Origin of the sequence: Pseudomonas sp. LJDD11, assembly GCF_024584215.1 — a bacterium.
In the GTDB taxonomy this organism is placed as follows: Bacteria; Pseudomonadota; Gammaproteobacteria; order Pseudomonadales; family Pseudomonadaceae; genus Aquipseudomonas.
Genome location: NZ_JANJFL010000012.1, coordinates 148,634 through 164,737 on the forward strand (window position 1 = coordinate 148,634; position 16,104 = coordinate 164,737).

Genomic DNA, 16,104 nt, shown 5'->3' on the forward strand with positions numbered 1-16,104 from the left:
GTACATTGCCTGCCAATAGGAGAACGCTCAATAGACATTTGTTCTCTGAATATTGGCGAATGCACGCGCTGTAACCACATGTGTCTGGCTGCATTGGGCACGTTTGCGTACCATGCCAGCTTTTTCGCGTGCCCACGCGCCGCCTGGTCTGGTAACCCATGAAATTCTCCCGTCTGCGCGCCGATGTTCTTGCCGGCCTGACTACCTCTTTTGCGCTGGTGCCCGAGTGCATCGCCTTTGCCCTGGTGGCGCATCTCAACCCGCTGATGGGCCTGTACGGGGCTTTTATCATCTGCATCCTGACCGCCCTGTTGGGTGGTCGGCCGGGCATGATCTCCGGCGCAGCAGGCTCAATGGCGGTAGTGATCGTCGCGCTGGTGGTCGAACATGGCGTGCAATACCTGCTGGCCACGGTGCTGCTCGGCGGGGCGCTAATGGTGCTGTTCGGCCTGCTGCGCCTGGGCAAGCTGGTGCGGCTGGTGCCGTACCCGGTGATGCTCGGCTTCGTCAACGGTCTGGCCATTGTCATTGCCATGGCCCAGCTCGAACACTTTCAACATGACGGCGCCTGGCTCAGCGGCCAGGCGTTGTACATCATGCTCGCCCTGGTCGCGGTCACCATGGCCATCGTTTACCTGCTGCCGCGTCTGACCCGTGCGGCACCGCCCGCATTGGTAGCGATTGTCGGGGTTGGCCTGGCGGTGTACCTGCTCGACCTGCCGACCCGCACCCTGGGGGATATGGCGCACATGGCCGGTGGTTTGCCGGCCTTTGCCTGGCCGCAAGTGCCCTGGACGCTGGAAACCCTGTACATCGTCGCGCCTTATGCGCTGGTTATGGCCATGGTGGGCCTGCTGGAGACGTTGCTGACCCTTAACCTCACCGATGAAATCACCGAGACTCGTGGTTACCCGGACCGCGAGTGCGTGGCGCTGGGGGCGGCGAACATGGTGTCAGGGGTGTTCGGCGGGATGGGCGGCTGCGCCATGATTGGCCAGACCGTGATCAACCTTGGCTCCGGCGGTCGTGGGCGGCTGTCCGGGGTTGTGGCCGGTGGCATGATCCTGATGTTCATCCTGTTTCTGGCGCCGCTGATCGAGCGTATTGCGCTGGCGGCGCTGGTCGGTGTGATGTTGGTGGTGGCGCAGCAGACCTTCGCCTGGGCGTCGCTGCGCATCCTGCGCAAAGTGCCGGTCAGCGACATGCTGGCGATTGTCGCGGTAACCGTGGTCACGGTGCTCACCGACCTGGCCATGGCGGTGCTGTTCGGGGTTATCGTCGCCGCGCTGGACTTTGCCTGGAAGCATGCCCGTGACCTGTATGTCGACAGCCATCAGGCCGTCGATGGCAGCAAGGTCTACAACGCGCATGGCACGCTGTTCTTTGCCTCGACCACACATTTTCTCGAACAGTTCTCGCCGCAAGATGATCCTGAGCAGGTGGTACTCGACTGTCAGCACCTGAGCTTCGTCGACTACTCGGCCATTGCCGCACTCAAAACCCTGCGCGAGCGCTATGAAAAGGCCGGCAAACACCTGCGCGTGATCCATCTGTCCGAGCGTTGCCGCAGCCTGCTGCGGCGTGCCGGCATCCAGCCACAAGGAGTGTGACAATGACTGGCCCGACGCCGCTGCAAGCCTATGAACAAGCCCTGCAACGGGGCTTTCATGCTGATGCGTCCCAGCGTGATGCCGCTGAACAGTTGCAGGCCTGCTGGCAGGCGCTGGCTGATGGCGGCGGCGCCAGGGGTATCTACTTGTGGGGGCCAGTGGGGCGCGGCAAGACCTGGCTGATGGATCGCTTCCATGAAAGCCTGCAAGTACCGTCGCGGCGTCAGCACTTTCATCACTTCATGCGCTGGGTCCACAAGCGCATGTTTGAACTGACCGGCACCGCCCAGCCGTTGGCGGTGATCGCCCGGGAACTGGCGGCAGACGTGCGAGTGCTGTGTTTCGACGAGCTGTTCGTCACCGACATTGGCGACGCGGTGATTCTCGGTGGGCTGCTACAGACCATGTTCGAAGCCGGTGTGGTGCTGGTCTGCACCTCGAACATCCCGCCGCCGCAGTTGTACAGCCACGGCCACAACCGCGAACGCTTCCTGCCCGCCATTGCCGCGATCGAGCACTACATGCAAGTGGTCGAGGTCGATGGCGGCGCAGACCACCGATTGCATCCGGGGCAACTGCTGCAACGCTACTGGGTCAGCGAACCCGGCAAGCCCGGCGCCCTGGCTGAAATCTTCAAGGGCCTGACCCACGGCCAGACCGTGCACGACACTCAGGTCATGCTGGGCTACCGCAGCGTCAATGTCCTGCAACATACCGACAACGTGATCTGGTGCCGCTACCGCGACCTGTGCGAACAACCACTGGCGGCGATGGACTTCATCGCCCTTTGCGACCGTTTTGCCGTGGTCATGCTCAGCGAAGTACCGCTGCTCAGCGCTGTACAGCGCGAGGCGAAGATTGCCCGCGGCACCGAAGACGGCGTCGAACAGGTCAAAGCCGGTGACCGCGAACTGCCGCAACTGTCACCCAAAGATGACAGCGTGCGGCGCTTCATCGCTCTGGTCGACGAATGCTACGACCGCCGCGTCCCGCTCTATGTCGAAGCCCCCGTGCCCATGGACCAGCTTTACACCCAAGGCTACCTGGAATTCGCCTTCCGCCGAACTTTGAGCCGGTTGCAGGAGATGCAGTTGCAGCGGTTTAGTGAGTGAGAACAGCGCCAGGGATGGATACATTCGCCGCAGCGGCAGTGGGTTTGAGTCACCTTTGCGCTTTGACAGCGGGTCACTTTTGTCTAGGTGTACACCAAAGTAACCAAAGCGCTAGCTCCGGTCTTGGCCCCCTGCGGGGTTCCCTCACTCCGGTGCCCATCGCGCCGGCCCCCGAATCGATGCCGGACGGAGGGAAGTTCGCCCGCAGGGCGGACCCAAGCCAAGAGCAATGCCTTTGGTTACTTTGGGCGAAACCAAAGCAACTCGCCCGTCGGGGCGAAACCCGAAGTACAGGCGACTACGGCAAAAAGTCTTGCACAGATCGACAGACTTTCGCGGCTGAAGCCGCTCCTACAGTCGTTCAGGAAACCGCGTTGCGCCGCCGCTGCGCTAACAGATGCTTCGCGCCCTCGATCACCAACACCAGCACCGCCAGCCAGATCGGCACATAGGTCAGCCACTCATCAGCGCCGATACTCTCGCCCAGCAACAACGCCACACCCACCAGCAACACCGGCTCCACATAACTGAGCAGCCCGAACAGGCTGAACGACAACAGCCGGCTCGCCAGCAGATAGCTGATCAACGCCGACGCACTGATCACCCCCAACAGCGGAATCAACACATACAACATCGGCGTCGCCTGCGCCGCCGCCGGATTACCGCTGACAATGAACCACACCCCGACCGGCAACATGAACAACATGTCAAACCACAGCCCGCCCAGATTGTCTGTCTGCAACCGTCGGCGCAGCACGAAATACACCGGATAACCGGCCGCGACCACCAGCGTCTCCCAGGAAAAACTGCCCAGTCGCCACACTTCATGCGCCACCCCAAACGCAGCAAAGGCTGCCGCCACCTTCTGCAGGTGCGACAGGTGCTCGCCATACACCAGACGCCCGGTCAGGATCATCGTCAGTGGCAACAGAAAATAACCCAGCGACACCTCCAGGCTGCGACCGTGCAACGGCGCCCACATGAACAACAGCAACTGCACACCCATCAGAAACGAAGACAGCATGATCCCCGGAATCAGCACCGGGTGACGCAAAATGCGCGCGCCCAGCGCCTTGACCAGCGGCCAGTCACCGCACATGAACATGAACAGCGTCACGCACGGCACCGTCAGCAGCATGCGCCAGCCGAAAATCTCTTCACCGCTGAGCGGGGCCATCAACGAGGTGTAGTAGTACATGACTCCGAACAGACAGGAAGCCAGTACCGAAAGCGCAATTCCTTTCTGCACGAGGGACTCTTGGGAAGGCAATGGATGAAAGAGAAGGGTTGCACCGCAGTGGTGCAATGCCTGCCTATTCTAAGGACTGTTCGCGATTCAAAACAGTCGTGTAGTTGAAAATGCTACAGAATTTGTCCGTCTGCCTGCCCAGATGCGTCCCTTGAATACCCGAACGCGATGCCGTGCACTGAATGGGGGCGAGGTTGTAACTGGTTATTAAGTTTCGTTTAAGCCAAGTGCCATACATTTGCCTGACATCAAATGTTCACATTGTTAGGGAGAGGGTGAGTCATGGCGGAGATCGATCTGAAGCGTTTCGATATTGTTTCCGGGCAGATCCAGCGGGTCTATGAGTTCGACGACGGTCGCTGGGAGCTTGAGAACATTGATCGCGACGAGACCTACAGCGTGTCTGGCACTGATGTGCTGCATGTCGAGCGCGACGATGGCTGGATCGAGACCACCGTTTACCGCGACCTGGACGGCAGTGGCATCTATCAGGAAATCTCGGTGTCGCACAGTCGTCCGGGCGAGACCGGCCAGCCGTTGGTGGCGCAAGTCAGTGATGCGTCACTGGCGCGCCTGTACATGACCACCTTCGACCGCAGCCCGGACCTTGGCGGCTTTCGTTACTGGGAACAGCAAGTGGACCGCGGCATGTCACTGACGGACGTGGCTGCAAGCTTTGTGAACAGTAGCGAGTTCAATCAGACCTACGGTGCCCTCAACAATACCGACTTCGTCAATCAGCTGTACCTCAATGCCCTGGATCGCAGCGCCGACGCCGGTGGCCGGGATTGGTGGACCGGCCATCTGGACAACCAGACCATGAGCCGTCAGGAAGTGGTAATCGCCTTCTCCGAGTCGGCCGAGTTTGTCGCTTTGAGCAACCAGGCCGTCGACGGCTTCATTCAACTGGCCGGCCAGCCGGTCGCTACTGAAGTGTTTGTCTGACACCCTGGGCTTGCACAGTGCCTGCACGCCTACAGGCACTGCGCCTGACCCTTTTCAGCTCATCGCTGGAAAGAGCTCTTCGGTTTCAACCGGCTATTAGGGATTCTCCGATCAAGTTCCAGCACAGCGCCCGCCCGCTGTGCTGAAATAGCCCACCACTCCCGTCACGAGCAACAGCCAGTCCCATGAGTCAGATTAGCTTTTCCGATTTCGAGTACGTCGGCAAACGCAAGCAGACCCGTTGAGAGCGCTTCCTGGCCCAGATGGAGCAAGTCGTTCCCTGGTGCGAGCGGGTGGCACTGATCGAGCCTCATTACCCAAAGGCTGGCGGCGGTCGCAAGCCCTATCCGCTGGAGACCATGGTGCGCATTCACCTGCTGCAAAACTGGTTTTCTCTCAGTGATCCGGTCATGGAATAAGCGCTGTACGAAATCACCTCGATGCGCCAGTGCGCCCGGCTGACGCTCAGCGCTCCGATCCCCGGAGACACCACGATCAAGAATTACCGGCACCTGCTGGAAAAACACCAACTGACAGCGGGGATCCTGGACGTCATCAATCGCTACTTGCAGGACAAAGGTCTGTCGCTTCGCCAAGGCACCATCGTCCACGCCACGATTGTTCATGCCCCAGTTCGACCAAGAGCAACGACGGCAAACGTGACCCTGAAATGCACCAGACCAGAAAAGGAAATCAGTCCTTTTTTGGCATGAAAGCCCACATTGGTGCCTATATGGAATCGGGGCTGGTCTATCACGTCCATTGCACCGCAGCCAAGGTCGCAAATGTGACGCAAGTGGCTGAACTGCTGCACGGTGACGAGAATGCTGTCTACGCCGAGGCGGGCTATACCGTTGTTGAGAAGCGCAAGGAGCATGAAAACCGTAAGGTGATCTGGCAGATTGCAGGGCGTCGCAGTACGTACACGAAGCTGAGCAAGCGCAGCCGGATCTACAAGACCAAGCGCGAAATTGAACGGGCAAAAGCACTAACCCGAGCCAAGGTCGAACATCCGTTTCGGGTGATCAAGCGTCAGTTCGGCCACGTAAAGAACCGGTTCCGTGGCTCGGTAAAAAACACGGCTCATCTGACCACGCTGTTTGTACTGTCGAACCTGTGGATGGTGCGCAAGAAACTGATGGGTATGGGTGAATTGCGCCTTGGCTAGACAAGGTGGGCTGAAAAGCCTGCCGACAGCTGCTTGAGCAATTGCTTATCAAGCCGATATGACGGAAAAACGCCGCTGGTGGTTAGCTTCTGCACGTCAGAAGCTAACTTGATCGGAGGATCCCTAAAGCGCTCTGGTGCTTCCCGAGCTTGCAAAGGGCTGATTAGGCCCATCTTCTCTACCATTCTGAAAAGAAACCGTGTGCCTGCAAGACGGCGAACTTGCAGGCACGCGGAGTTTTGGCGATGAGAGACTGCCATCGGCACATTGCGCTGGAAAGATCGCAACTAATCATCACACTCAAGTCCTTCGGACCGTCAGATGACGAATCGGGCGACCAGTGAGCGCAACTCCTGCGCCAGACGTGACAATTCATGACTGGCAGCACTGGTCTGGTTGGCTCCCGCCGCTGACTGGGAGGCCAGGTCGCGGATATTCACCAGGTTACGGTCCACCTCACGGGAAACCTGTGCCTGCTCTTCCGACGCACTGGCGATCACCAGATTGCGTTCGTTGATCAGGTTGATCGAGTGGGTGATCTGCTCCAGCGCCCCGCCTGCCGCACGTGCGCGCTCCAGGGTGTCCTGGGTACGCTGGTTGCTTTGCTGCATCGACTGCACGGCTTCACCGGTGCCGTTCTGGATGCCTGCCACCATCTGCTCGATCTCGCGGGTCGACTGCTGGGTACGGTGCGCCAGAGCTCGTACTTCATCGGCCACCACCGCAAAACCACGACCTGCTTCACCGGCACGGGCCGCCTCGATAGCTGCGTTGAGGGCCAGCAGGTTGGTCTGTTCGGCAATCGCCCGAATCACGTCCAGCACCTGCCCGATATCACGGCCTTGAGCCGCCAGGCCCTCAATCATGGCCGAAGTGCTCTGTACGTCACGGGTCATGGCCTGGATCGCTTCCACGGTTTCCAAGACACGGCAATGACCTTCGCGCGCGGCCTGGTTGGACTGCTGGGACGCCTCGGAGGTCGAAACGGCATTGCGCGCCACCTCTTCCACCGCACTGGTCATCTCATTGACGGCTGTGGCCGCCAGCTCGATCTCGTTGTTCTGCTGTTGCAGCCCACGCGAAGACTCTTCGGTCACAGCGCTCAGTTCCTCCGCAGCCGAAGCCAACTGCGTGGCTGAGCCGGAGATCTGTTCTATGGTCTTGCGCAAGTTGTCCTGCATGGTGGACAAGGTGGTCAGCAGGCGAGCCGGTTCATCCGAACCCTCGACCAGGATCTGCTTGCTCAGATCGCCACTGGCGATGACTTCGGCAGTTTCGACGGCTTTCCTCAATGGCGTGACAATGCTTCGGGTCAGCAGCCAGGCCAACAGCACCGTCAGCAGGGCAGCCACCACCGAAACAATGACAATGCCGGTACTCGCGTTGTCGTATTGCCTGCCGGATTCATCCGAAGCGACCTTGGCACCAGCCTTGTTGATTTCCACCAGTTTATTAAGCTGTACGCCCATCAGATCGGTGCCGGCCTTGATCTGGGTATTGATCAGGCTGCGCAAATCCTCCAGCTTGTTTTGCCGGGACAGTTCCACCATGCGCTCCTGATCCTTGAGGTAGGTGTCGAGGGTAGCGGTGAACTCGCGGTACTTTGCCAACTCCTCATCTACAGCAGGGAGGTCGGCATAGCTCTTCTGGTCCTTGCGCAACTTGTCCACCAGGACGCCAATACGCGCATAGGCCTCGTCCAGGGCCGCGGGCTCGCGATTGACCAAGACCCGAAATGACAGAATGCGCATCCGCAGCACACCCTCGATCAAGTTGCCCAGGTAGCCGACGCTGGGCAACTGGTTGGTCTGCACCTCAATCGTCGCCTGGCGCATCAACGTCATGCGGGTATGGGCAAAGACGCCCAGCACAATCACCAGCAATGCGATGAATGCGAAACCGAGAAAAGCGCGAGGGGCGATGTTCATACTGCGTAGTGACATGAGAATCTCTCTGAACAATGATGCTACTGGCGAATTTTTATTACATCTATCGCAATGTATTTTTTTATAGTCTATTGCTATGCACGAAAGCTTTATGAACTTTCCAGATATATCGGCAACCCTTGAGGTTTTATTCAGGCCTGATCGTAAAAAATATTCCGTCTACACGAGAAGCCCTGCACCGCCGCCCAAAAGTTTGCAGGCACCATCACGCGATTTGCGCCGTGTGGCATTCGAGGTCGCTGCTTGTTAGTTCCAGACGGAGGGTCGTGGAAACGAAAAACTGGCCAGAAGGCCGGTTAGGGATTTTCCGAACAAGTCAGCACAGACCATCTGAGCTGTGCTGAAATAGGGCCCATCCAACTGCCCTCTACAAACCCTCCATCCCATGAGTCAGATGAGCTTTTTCGATTTCGAGTACGCCGGTAAGTGCAAGCAAACCCGTCGCGAGCGTTTTCTGGCCGAGATGGAGCAGGTGGTCCCGTGGAGCGGCTTGGTGGCATTGATCGAGCCGCATTACCCAAAGGCCGGCGATGGTCGCAAGCCGTACCCACTGGAAACCATGCTTCGTGTTCATCTGCTGCAGAACTGGTTCTCGTTGAGTGACCCAGCCATGGAAGAGGCGCTGTACGAGATCACTTCGGCGCACCAGTTTGCTCGATTGACGCTCAGCGCTCCTATCCCCGAAGACACGACAATCATGAATTTCCGGCACCTGCTGGAAAAGCATCAGCTAGCGTCGGGGATTCTGGAAGCCATCAACAATTACCTGCGAGACAAGGGCCTGTCGTTGCGCCAGGGCACCATCATCCACGCACCCAGCTCGACCAAGAACAAGGACGGCAAGCGCGATCCTGAAATGCGGCAAATGTGGCCGATGTAACGGAGGTCGCTCACCTGTTGCATGGCGATGAAAATGTTATCTGTGCCGACGCGGGTTATACCGGCGTGGAGAAGCGGCCGGAGCATGTAGGAAGGCCGGTAATCTGACAGATTGCGGCTCGTCGTAGCACCTATACGCATTTAAGCAAACGAAGCGTGCTCTACAAGGCCAGACGCAAGATCGAAAAGTTCAAAGCGCAGGCGCGAGCGAAGGTCGAACATCCATTCCGTGTAATCAAGCGCCAATTCGGCTATGTGAAAACCCGTTTCCGTGGCTTGGCCAAGAACATGGCGCAACTGACCACGCTGTTTGCTCTGTCGAATCTGCGGATGGTGCGTCGGCAATTATTACCTGCTGCGGGAGAGGTGCGCCCGGGAGGGCAGAAACCCAAGGCTTTGCCTTGGTTATCCAATAATCAGCGGCTGAAAATCGGGCTTTTCGGCATCCTCAAGCCGTCTATTTCCGGCTGATTGACAACGTGTTCGGAGTTTCCTTAGTGGATCGAAGCTCGTGGCATCGCACGAGTAGTTGGCTTTCTTGTCGATGACTAAATATAGAGCGGCGGCCACAGTAACAGCGATGTTATCGACATAAATCAACGAGCTGCCGCCTTTTGCAAGGCTGCCTGACTGCAGCAACGTGTCGCCGAGGTTGAGTGACCAGCTTATCCCGTCTCCGCACGCGTTATGCAGATCGTTGATGCTGCCCAGTACATTGATGTTGCCGGCAATCGGACTGGTCCAGCGAACAATGCTCTGGAAGTTTGAGCCAGGATGTGCAACCACGTCGCCCTGCTTGAACAGGGAACTGGAGCCCGACCCTGAGAAGGTCCAGCTTTTCTTTACGATAGCTATGTAGCCGTTGCCAGCACCTTCCATCCAGCAGGTAGTCGCCCCGTCGCCGCATTGATCAGCATGGAAGGTTGGGAAAAGCGTGTAATTGGCTGCCGCATTGACTGCTGTCTTGTTCTGCATGAACGCCCATGGAGAGCCCGCAGGGGGCTTTTCCGTCATGAGGTACATGTCTCTGGCCAGATTCCAGGATTGAGCATTGGCAGCCCAGGTATTGTGGCAAAACAGCGAGAAGATCATTGCACCTGACAGCGCAACCGATTTGATCCGTTTCATTTTCTCAAGCCTGCGTGAATGTCACTAAATGATCCTTGTCCAGCGGGGCAGACATAAACCCTAGGTAATTTCATTTTGATATCGGAGGTTTTGGAGAGAGTCGTTGCCCGGGTGCCTATGAGTATTAAAGGTTCCCCTCTGAGTGAATTGGCGTTAGTGGATATGACGCTTATTCGACTTTTCCAGCGTTGTCAGGTCTGAGTCGCTACCATGGCCCTTTTTTGTCATGGATGAGGAGCCCGCATGACCGCTTGTGACACCGCTACCGCTGCCTCGCGCAGCACCCCGCGCCAGGAGCAGATGGCAACGCGCCTGGCGTTTTTCATTGCCGGTTTCGGGATGGCCGCCTGGGCACCACTGGTGCCTTACGCCAAGCTCCGCGTCGGCCTGGATGAGGGCATGCTCGGCCTGCTGCTGTTGTGTCTCGGGGTGGGTTCGATCAGTGCCATGCCGGTGGCCGGAGCGCTGGCGGCGCGTTGGGGGTGTCGACGTCTGCTGGTTGGCGGCACCTTGCTGATCTGCCTGTGCCTGCCCCTGCTGGCCACGGTCGACAGCCTGGCGCTACTGATTGCCGCGCTGTTTATGTTCGGGGTGGGGATGGGCGCTGTGGACTGCACGGCCAACATCCAGGCGGTGATTGTCGAGCGTGAAAGCGGCAAGACCATGATGTCGGGCTTTCACGGCTTGTTCAGCCTTGGCGGGATCGTCGGTGCTGCCGGCGTCAGCGTACTGCTGGTGCTGGGCGCCTCGCCGTTGCAGGCGATTTTGCTGGTGCTGTTCATCATCGCGTTGGCGCTGCTCAAGGCCATGGCGCATTTGCTGCCTTATGGCAGTGCTGCTGAAGGCCCGGCGTTTGCCATTCCGCGTGGGGTGGTGCTGTTCATTGGTCTGCTGTGCTTCACCGTATTTCTCGCCGAAGGCGCGATGCTCGACTGGAGCGCGGTGTTCCTGACCGCCAGCCGCGGCATGGAGACCGCCTACGCTGGCCTGGGCTATGCGGTATTTGCCGTGACCATGACCTTTGGCCGGTTGTTCGGCGATGCCATCGTGCGTCGGCTCGGGCCGAATCGCATCATTATTCTGGGTGGTCTGCTGGCGGCGCTGGGTCTGGCCATTGCCACCCTGGTGCCGGCCTGGGAAGCGGCCTTGCTGGGGTATGCGATGGTCGGCGCCGGCTGCTCGAACATCGTTCCGGTGTGTTACAGCGCCGTGGGACGCCAGCAAGACATGCCCGAAAGCGTGGCCATCCCGGCAGTGACCACGGTCGGCTATGCCGGGATTCTGATGGGGCCGGCAGCCATCGGCTTTGTCGCCCACCTCAGCAGCCTGGGCGTGGCGTTCATGGTCGTGGCGATCATGCTGCTGGGAGTGGCGGCCAGTGGCAGCCGGCTCAAGGCGTGATGCCTGATTACAGGTAGCGGGCCATTCCCGATACCCGGATCGAGCTGCCCGGCTGTGCGCTGATTTCTGCCCGCAGCCGCGACGGGCTGCCCATGTCTTCGCCCTGCAGGATATCGATCACACCGCCATGTGGCCAACCGATGTCACGCAGGTAACCGGCCAGCGCGGCAGTGGCGGCGCCGGTTGCCGGGTCTTCGTAGACACCGCCGAACGCGAACGGATTGCGGGTATGGAAAAACTGCGCGCTTTCAGCAAACACCAGCACAATTGTGGCCCAGCCTTCACGCACCATCAGCTCGCGCCCGGCGGCCTGGTCATAACGCATGGCGCTGAGCGCTTCACGGCTGTTGAGCGCCAGCACCAGGTGCCCCGCACCGCCATTGATCGCTGCTGGCGCAATGCGCAGGTCCAGCTCATCGCGGCGATAACCGAACAGAGCCAGCGCCTCGTTCAGCAGTGCTTCACTGATCGGCTGGCTGTGGGTCGGTGGTGATTGCAACGCCGCCGAAACCAGTTGCCCCTGCGCATGGCCCTCCACGGTAATGCTGGCCTGGTTCAATTGCAGATCGAACACTCCGTCACCGTGCTGCGCCGCCAGTGCCGCTCCCAGGGCAATGGTGGCATGGCCGCAGAATGGCACCTCGGCCAAGGGCGAGAAATAACGTACCCGCCAGCGCCCGCCGTCCAGTGGGGCGGCAAACGCGGTCTCGGAAAATCCGACCTCTGCCGCGATGGCTTGCATGCGTGGCTCATCGGGCAGGGCATCGCCAATCCACACCCCGGCCGGGTTGCCGCCTGTTTCGCCATCGCTGAAGGCCGCCAGTTTTAGGATCTCTGTCATGGTATTGCGCTCCCTGGCTTGTCAATTTCGGTCAGTGTGCAAGAAGCGGGCGAGCGCGGCCCCATACAGCCATGCGGTTTTTTGACCGGTCAGTTGTAGCGTTGCACTGGCCGGTTAGCCAGCAACCGCTCCCGCGCGCCATCCCAGGCCCAGTTGAACGCCATGGTGTAGGGCAGGAAAAACAGCAGCACGCCAATGTCCAGCCAGAACGCCTGGACCAGGCTGATCGACAGCCACCAGGCGGCCAGCGGTACCACGGCCAGAATCAGACCCGCCTCAAAGCACAGCGCATGCAGCGTACGGTTGGTCAGGGTCATGTTGAAGCCCATCCGGGCGCGGATACGGTCAAAAAGCAGGTTGAACAGCATGTTCCAGAGCATCGCCACGGTGGAGATCATCACTGTCAGGGCGCCCATGCTGCCAATTGAGCGATCCATCACCCAGGCCAGGATCGGCGCACAGATGATGACCCCGACCGTCTCGAAGGCGAAGGCGTGCAGCACGCGTTCCTTGAGGGTTTTGGCAGGGAGTGAATGGGCTGAGCTGTTCATGACGGAGCCACCTGTCAATAAAGATCCTGCATTCTTATCGGTCATCGGGCTAAAGTGAAAATACGATCAATCGGTAAAACCGATGGAGGCCGCGTCATGAATTATTCACCCGAAGCCCTTGAGGCGTTTGTCCAGATCGCCGCGCTGGGTTCGTTCAGTGCGGCGGCGCGCCGGCTGGGTAAAAGCCAGTCAACCATCAGCGAGGCCATTGCCCGGCTGGAGATCGATCTGGATCTGCAACTGTTTGATCGTTCGGCGCGCCAGCCGGTGTTGACCGCAGCGGGCAGGGCCATGCTGGAGCGGGTCGAGGATGTGCTGTGTGCCCAGGACTTGCTGCGTCGCACCGCCGGGCGGCTGGCGGCTGGCGTTGAGCCGCGCCTGACCCTGGTGTTGTCCGATGCCAACCAGTTCGTCGAATTCGAAGCGCGTATGACCGAGCTGGACCAGCGTTTTCCGGATATCGAGCTGGAATGCGTATTTGCCGAACACGGCGATGCCATCAATCTGATCCAGAGCGGCCGGGCGACGCTGGGCCTGCTTTCGGCCCAGGCCGGTTATCCGCCCGAGATCGGCCATGCAACCATCACCGAACGCGCCGATTTTGGCTTGTTCGTTGCGCACCAGCATCCACTGGCTGGCCAGCAGCAGGTCAGCTACGCGCAATTGGCGGGTCATCGGGCCTTGCGACTCAACACCCTGGTAGAGCACCTCAACCCGACCGATGACCTGCCCACCAGCAGCCGGCGCAGTTGGTCGGCGCCTAACTATCTGCTGCTAATGGACATGGCGGTGTTCGGCTTTGGCTGGGCCGCGTTGCCGCGCTGGCTGGTGTCTGGCTACGCCCAGGGGCGCTTGCAGGAGTTGCAGGTGCCGGGCTGGCCACGCCGCTCGGCGGTTGATGTGATCTGGTCGCGGCAGCGCACCCTGGGTCCTGCCGGCGCCTGGTTGCTGGAGACCCTGATGCCCTGAAAGGACACTGTAATATCAGTTTAATATCGCTGTAGTAGGGTCACGTATTTATGATGTGCAGTGGCCCGCGAATGAAAGCAGAGCATTTTCAATTCATGCGTCCCCGATTGCCCCGTGACCACAAAAGTGCGGGGGATCTGTGCAACTTCGTTCCAGCCATCGACATAGACGACAGTAACTCACTGGTCATGGAGGTCTTTACCACCCAGCGCGACCTGGTGTGCCTGGCGGTGGTCGATCAAGAGCGGCCGGTCGGTCTGATCAATCGCAATATCTTCATGTCACAGATGAGCAAGTTGTATCACCGCGAGCTGTACGACAAGAAAAGCTGCATCGCCTTCATGGACAAGGAGCCGCTGATCGTCGATGCCGAGATGAGCATCGAAGAGCTGACCTTCAAGACCGTCGAGTTTGGTGAAAAAGCGCTGGCCGATGGCTTTATCGTGACCCGTGAAGGGCGGTTTGTCGGTTTGGGCAACGGTCTGCAACTGATCGCGGTGGTGGCGGCGATGCAGGCGGAAAAGAACCGCCAGATGATGCAAAGCATCGAATACGCCAGTGTGATTCAACGCGCCATGCTGCGTGCTTCGCGCGAGACGCTGGCCTCGACCTTGAGTGACGCCTCGCTGGTCTGGGAGCCGCGTGATGTGGTGGGCGGCGACTTCTATCACTTCTGCAAGTACCCCGACGGCTGGTTCGGCGCGATTGCCGACTGTACCGGCCATGGTGTGCCCGGTGCGTTCATGACCCTGATTGCCTCCAGCGCGCTGGGTCAGGCGCTCGATCAGTACGGGCCGCGCAACCCGGCGACCCTGCTGTCGGCGGTCAACCGCAGCGTCAAGAGCATGCTCGGTCAGGACCGCGACGCCGACGGCACCCCGGAATCCGATGACGGGCTGGACGCTGCGTTCTTCTGGTTCGATACCCATACCTGGACCCTGCGCTTTGCTGGTGCGCGGCTGTCCCTGCATGTGCTGCACCCGGAGGCTGAGCAGTTTCAGACGGTTGCCGGCCAGCGGATGGGCGTCGGCTACGTCGACAGCGGCATGGATTACCAATGGGAGATGCACAGTGTGCCGCTGGAGTCCGGCAGCCTGATTTTTATCACCACCGATGGCCTGACCGACCAGATTGGCGGGGTCAAGAACATCGCCTTTGGCAAGCGCCGGGTATTTGAAAGCCTGCTGGCCAATAGCGATAGCCCGGCGGCCGAGATTGGCCAGGGGTTGTTGCAAGTCCTGTCGCACTGGCAGGGCGAACAGAATCGTCGTGACGATTTGACTTTCTTTTGCGCTCGTCTCAGGAGCAATGATGACTAATCTGCTGCGCGCCATTGAGGACCATGACATGAGCTTTTTCGACCTTGCCCAACGGCGCAACGTGATTTTCTACCACATGGGCTACTTCTCCCACAGCGTCGTTTCGGCGATGGCCGAGGTGGTCAAGCTGCAGCTTGAAGTCTCCGGTGTCAGCGGCCCGACCCGCCGCAAGCTGTTCTCATCGTTCATCGAGCTGTCGCAAAACATCGTCCACTACTCGGTCGATGCCTTGGGCGTGTCGGCCGAGGACGACACCGGGCTGCGCCATGGGGCGGTCTGCATCAGTGCCGAAAACAATCGGTTCACCATGCTCTGTGCCAACCCGGTGGCCAGTGGCGAGGTCGAGCGGCTGCGCGCCAACCTCGAACCGCTGCGCGGCATGTCGGTTGAAGAAATCAAACAGGCCTACAAGGTGTCCCTGCGGGCCGAAACGCCGGAGGGCAGCAAAGGCGCGGGGCTGGGTTTTCTGACCATGGCCCGCGACGCCAGCGAGCCGCTGGAGTACAGCTTCCAGCCGCGCCCGCAAGACCCGGAGACCACCTTGTTCTGCCTCAAAGCCACTATTTGAATGGATTGATGACTGTGATGGACAATTTTTTCATTGAAGCCACTGCCACTTCGCCTGAAGTCGATTTTCGTTATGACCAACGCCTGCTGACCATCAAGGGCGAGTCCTATCCTGAAAACGCCGCCGCGTTTTATGCGCCGATCGTCCAGCAACTGCGCGACTTTCTTGCTAATTGCGCCGGCGTTGAAGTGACGGCCAACATTGCACTGGCCTACTTCAACAGCTCCAGCACCAAGATGCTGTTCAATATCTTCGATACCCTTGACCACGCGGCCATGGCCGGTAACAAGATCGTGGTCAACTGGTATCACGATGAAGAAGACGAAACGATCTTCGAGTTCGGTGAAGAACTGCAGGCCGATTTCACCTCGTTGACCTTCAATGATCATCCCGTGTCGGTTTCATAAAGGAGATTGGT

General features: G+C 59.3%; 13 protein-coding genes and 3 pseudogenes. 10 read left to right on the forward strand and 6 right to left on the reverse strand.

Translation table 11 applies throughout. The features are described from left to right. Nucleotides 1-158 precede the first annotated feature (158 nt). Both NRB16_RS15765 and zapE read left to right on the forward strand, forming a co-directional pair. Nucleotides 159-1,610, forward strand: coding sequence for a SulP family inorganic anion transporter (locus tag NRB16_RS15765; protein ID WP_253115259.1), 1,452 nt, complete (start codon nucleotides 159-161; stop codon nucleotides 1,608-1,610). Nucleotides 1,611-1,612: 2 nt separating this feature from the next. Next, nucleotides 1,613-2,722: a cell division protein ZapE gene (gene zapE / locus NRB16_RS15770; RefSeq protein WP_253115257.1), complete on the forward strand. Its 1,110-nt coding sequence runs from the start codon at nucleotides 1,613-1,615 to the stop codon at nucleotides 2,720-2,722. 361 nt (nucleotides 2,723-3,083) lie between these two features. Here the strand turns inward: zapE and rarD are convergent, their stop codons facing one another. Next, a complete protein-coding gene (gene rarD / locus NRB16_RS15775) occupies nucleotides 3,084-3,971 on the reverse strand; it encodes an EamA family transporter RarD (RefSeq protein WP_045489594.1) in 888 nt (295 codons plus the stop codon). Nucleotides 3,972-4,253: 282 nt separating this feature from the next. Here rarD and NRB16_RS15780 point away from each other — a divergent pair, with 282 nt between their 5' ends. Continuing rightward, nucleotides 4,254-4,916 carry a DUF4214 domain-containing protein gene (locus tag NRB16_RS15780; RefSeq protein ID WP_257106467.1) on the forward strand — a complete coding sequence of 221 codons (663 nt, stop codon included), beginning with the start codon at nucleotides 4,254-4,256 and terminating at the stop codon, nucleotides 4,914-4,916. Nucleotides 4,917-5,170: 254 nt separating this feature from the next. Beyond that, nucleotides 5,171-6,084, forward strand: a pseudogene (locus tag NRB16_RS15785) (IS5 family transposase). A 317-nt stretch (nucleotides 6,085-6,401) separates the two neighbouring features. On the opposite strand, the gene NRB16_RS29715 reads toward NRB16_RS15785, so the two are convergent. Together NRB16_RS29715 and NRB16_RS29720 are read right to left on the reverse strand one after the other, a co-directional pair. After that, nucleotides 6,402-7,265: a methyl-accepting chemotaxis protein gene (locus NRB16_RS29715; protein ID WP_373568473.1), complete on the reverse strand. Its 864-nt coding sequence runs from the start codon at nucleotides 7,263-7,265 to the stop codon at nucleotides 6,402-6,404. Next, nucleotides 7,260-8,027: pseudogene (locus tag NRB16_RS29720) on the reverse strand (MCP four helix bundle domain-containing protein); the annotation flags it as partial. The gene NRB16_RS29715 and the pseudogene NRB16_RS29720, both read right to left, overlap by 6 nt. A gap of 388 nt (nucleotides 8,028-8,415) precedes the next feature. On the opposite strand from NRB16_RS29720, the pseudogene NRB16_RS15795 reads away from it, so the two are divergent. Then, nucleotides 8,416-9,281: pseudogene (locus tag NRB16_RS15795) on the forward strand (IS5 family transposase); the annotation flags it as partial. 33 nt (nucleotides 9,282-9,314) lie between these two features. Here the strand turns inward: NRB16_RS15795 and NRB16_RS15800 are convergent. Continuing rightward, nucleotides 9,315-10,037: a hypothetical protein gene (locus NRB16_RS15800; protein WP_257106469.1), complete on the reverse strand. Its 723-nt coding sequence runs from the start codon at nucleotides 10,035-10,037 to the stop codon at nucleotides 9,315-9,317. A gap of 243 nt (nucleotides 10,038-10,280) precedes the next feature. Between NRB16_RS15800 and NRB16_RS15805 the strand changes: the two genes are divergently transcribed. Further along, entirely contained in the window at nucleotides 10,281-11,438 is a 1,158-nt protein-coding gene (locus tag NRB16_RS15805; protein ID WP_257106470.1) for an MFS transporter, read from the forward strand. Nucleotides 11,439-11,445: 7 nt separating this feature from the next. Here the strand turns inward: NRB16_RS15805 and NRB16_RS15810 are convergent, their stop codons facing one another. Both NRB16_RS15810 and NRB16_RS15815 read right to left on the reverse strand, forming a co-directional pair. After that, nucleotides 11,446-12,279 (reverse strand): PhzF family phenazine biosynthesis protein, encoded by an 834-nt coding sequence (locus tag NRB16_RS15810; RefSeq protein ID WP_253140144.1) that lies wholly within the window; start codon nucleotides 12,277-12,279, stop codon nucleotides 11,446-11,448. An 89-nt stretch (nucleotides 12,280-12,368) separates the two neighbouring features. Further along, nucleotides 12,369-12,830, reverse strand: coding sequence for a multidrug/biocide efflux PACE transporter (locus NRB16_RS15815; RefSeq protein ID WP_253140145.1), 462 nt, complete (start codon nucleotides 12,828-12,830; stop codon nucleotides 12,369-12,371). A gap of 96 nt (nucleotides 12,831-12,926) precedes the next feature. Here NRB16_RS15815 and NRB16_RS15820 point away from each other — a divergent pair, with 96 nt between their 5' ends. The 4 genes from NRB16_RS15820 (at nucleotide 12,927) to NRB16_RS15835 (ending at nucleotide 16,093) form a co-directional block, all read left to right on the forward strand. Then, complete coding sequence (locus NRB16_RS15820) at nucleotides 12,927-13,799, forward strand: LysR family transcriptional regulator (protein WP_045489608.1); 873 nt, start codon at nucleotides 12,927-12,929, stop codon at nucleotides 13,797-13,799. A 95-nt stretch (nucleotides 13,800-13,894) separates the two neighbouring features. Beyond that, nucleotides 13,895-15,118: a SpoIIE family protein phosphatase gene (locus tag NRB16_RS15825; RefSeq protein WP_045494514.1), complete on the forward strand. Its 1,224-nt coding sequence runs from the start codon at nucleotides 13,895-13,897 to the stop codon at nucleotides 15,116-15,118. After that, complete coding sequence (locus tag NRB16_RS15830; protein ID WP_257106471.1) at nucleotides 15,111-15,686, forward strand: SiaB family protein kinase; 576 nt, start codon at nucleotides 15,111-15,113, stop codon at nucleotides 15,684-15,686. The genes NRB16_RS15825 and NRB16_RS15830 overlap by 8 nt, the downstream gene beginning before the upstream one ends. Nucleotides 15,687-15,703: 17 nt before the next feature. Then, nucleotides 15,704-16,093: a DUF1987 domain-containing protein gene (locus NRB16_RS15835; protein WP_045489613.1), complete on the forward strand. Its 390-nt coding sequence runs from the start codon at nucleotides 15,704-15,706 to the stop codon at nucleotides 16,091-16,093. Nucleotides 16,094-16,104: the final 11 nt, after the last annotated feature.

Bases quoted from the DNA above. Each gene is read 5' to 3' on its own strand.
- NRB16_RS15830 (WP_257106471.1), top strand. From the start codon at position 15,111: ATGACTAATCTGCTGCGCGCCATTGAGGACCATGACATGAGCTTTTTC.
- NRB16_RS15800 (WP_257106469.1), bottom strand. From the start codon at position 10,037: ATGAAACGGATCAAATCGGTTGCGCTGTCAGGTGCAATGATCTTCTCG.
- NRB16_RS29715 (WP_373568473.1), bottom strand. From the start codon at position 7,265: ATGCAGGACAACTTGCGCAAGACCATAGAACAGATCTCCGGCTCAGCC.
- NRB16_RS15810 (WP_253140144.1), bottom strand. From the start codon at position 12,279: ATGACAGAGATCCTAAAACTGGCGGCCTTCAGCGATGGCGAAACAGGC.
- zapE (WP_253115257.1), top strand. From the start codon at position 1,613: ATGACTGGCCCGACGCCGCTGCAAGCCTATGAACAAGCCCTGCAACGG.
- NRB16_RS15815 (WP_253140145.1), bottom strand. From the start codon at position 12,830: ATGAACAGCTCAGCCCATTCACTCCCTGCCAAAACCCTCAAGGAACGC.
- NRB16_RS15835 (WP_045489613.1), top strand. From the start codon at position 15,704: ATGGACAATTTTTTCATTGAAGCCACTGCCACTTCGCCTGAAGTCGAT.
- NRB16_RS15820 (WP_045489608.1), top strand. From the start codon at position 12,927: ATGAATTATTCACCCGAAGCCCTTGAGGCGTTTGTCCAGATCGCCGCG.
- NRB16_RS15765 (WP_253115259.1), top strand. From the start codon at position 159: ATGAAATTCTCCCGTCTGCGCGCCGATGTTCTTGCCGGCCTGACTACC.
- NRB16_RS15780 (WP_257106467.1), top strand. From the start codon at position 4,254: ATGGCGGAGATCGATCTGAAGCGTTTCGATATTGTTTCCGGGCAGATC.
- NRB16_RS15805 (WP_257106470.1), top strand. From the start codon at position 10,281: ATGACCGCTTGTGACACCGCTACCGCTGCCTCGCGCAGCACCCCGCGC.
- NRB16_RS15825 (WP_045494514.1), top strand. From the start codon at position 13,895: ATGCGTCCCCGATTGCCCCGTGACCACAAAAGTGCGGGGGATCTGTGC.